Origin of the sequence: Staphylococcus kloosii (genome assembly GCF_032139365.1) — a bacterium.
GTDB classification, from domain to species: Bacteria; Bacillota; Bacilli; order Staphylococcales; family Staphylococcaceae; genus Staphylococcus; species Staphylococcus kloosii_A.
Genome location: NZ_JAVTDB010000018.1, coordinates 1 through 1,088 on the forward strand (window position 1 = coordinate 1; position 1,088 = coordinate 1,088).

General features: G+C 25.9%; 1 protein-coding gene. It reads left to right on the plus strand.

The genetic code is table 11. The annotated features are described in order from the left end of the window. Positions 1-108: 108 nt before the first annotated feature. A partial coding sequence (locus RPL90_RS01700; RefSeq protein ID WP_313541945.1) for an ABC transporter permease occupies positions 109-1,088 on the plus strand: 980 nt, incomplete at its 3' end.

The following is a 1,088-nucleotide window of genomic DNA, read 5'->3' on the forward strand; positions in this document are numbered from 1 at the left end:
ACTATTTATTTAATTAAGCTAATACAAAAAAATAAATTTTTATATTATAGAAGTACAACATTAATTAGTACATCTAACTTGCTTTATCGTGTTAAAGGTAACGCTAAGATGTTTTCATTAATTACATTACTTAGTGCTACAACAATTAGTTTATTTGCAGCAACCTATGGTGGTTATTATGGCAATGAAAAAGGGGCTAAAGATGATACTGTTTTTAGCTATACCCATTTATCAAAAGATCATAATTACGATTCAAAAATAAAACATAAGATTGAGAAAGACAAAGACCATCCTGTGAAATCACGTGTAACAATTCCGGTTTTAGAAACAGATGCAAAGTTCTCATCTAATGTTGATTATCCGACAAAACCAGTAAAAATCATTTCCAACAATACATTTAATAATGTATCTCATTCTTTAAATAGGGATAAACAATTAAAAATTTCTGGAAATCAAGCCAAAGTCATTAAACCAAGAGCTACTAAATTTAAATCAAGTGATTTTAAAAATCAAGAATTAGAATTAGATTCAAATGAGAAATCACAAAATTTACAAATTAATGGTATGGTTACTGGAAGCGTATTACCATTTAATTATCCAGATTTATTTGTGATTGTTAGTGATGAAAAATTTCATAAATTAAATAAAAATGCTAAATTTTCGAACTATATAGGATATGAAGTAAAAAATGAAAAATCTACAAAAATGACTTCTGAAGATTTAAATAAATTTGCTAATAAAGAAGGTTCACCAATCATTTCTTTTTATGATAATTATAAAGAAGGTAAAGAAGGAAATGCATTAAATCTATTTATTTTTGGATTTTTAGGTCTCGTCTTTTTATCAGCTACGGGAACTATTATTTATTTTAAACAACTTACAGAAGCTAATGAAAATCAACTTAACTATGAAATATTAAGAAAAATTGGAATTGGGAAAAGGGAATTATATAAAAGTGTAGCAAAACAGACGTTATTTATTTTCGGTCTGCCCTTGATTGTAAGCCTATCTCATGGTTTTGCTGTTATTTATTTTATTAGCAATTTTATGTCTAATTTAATTGGATTTAATATGTTTGTTCCGTTAAT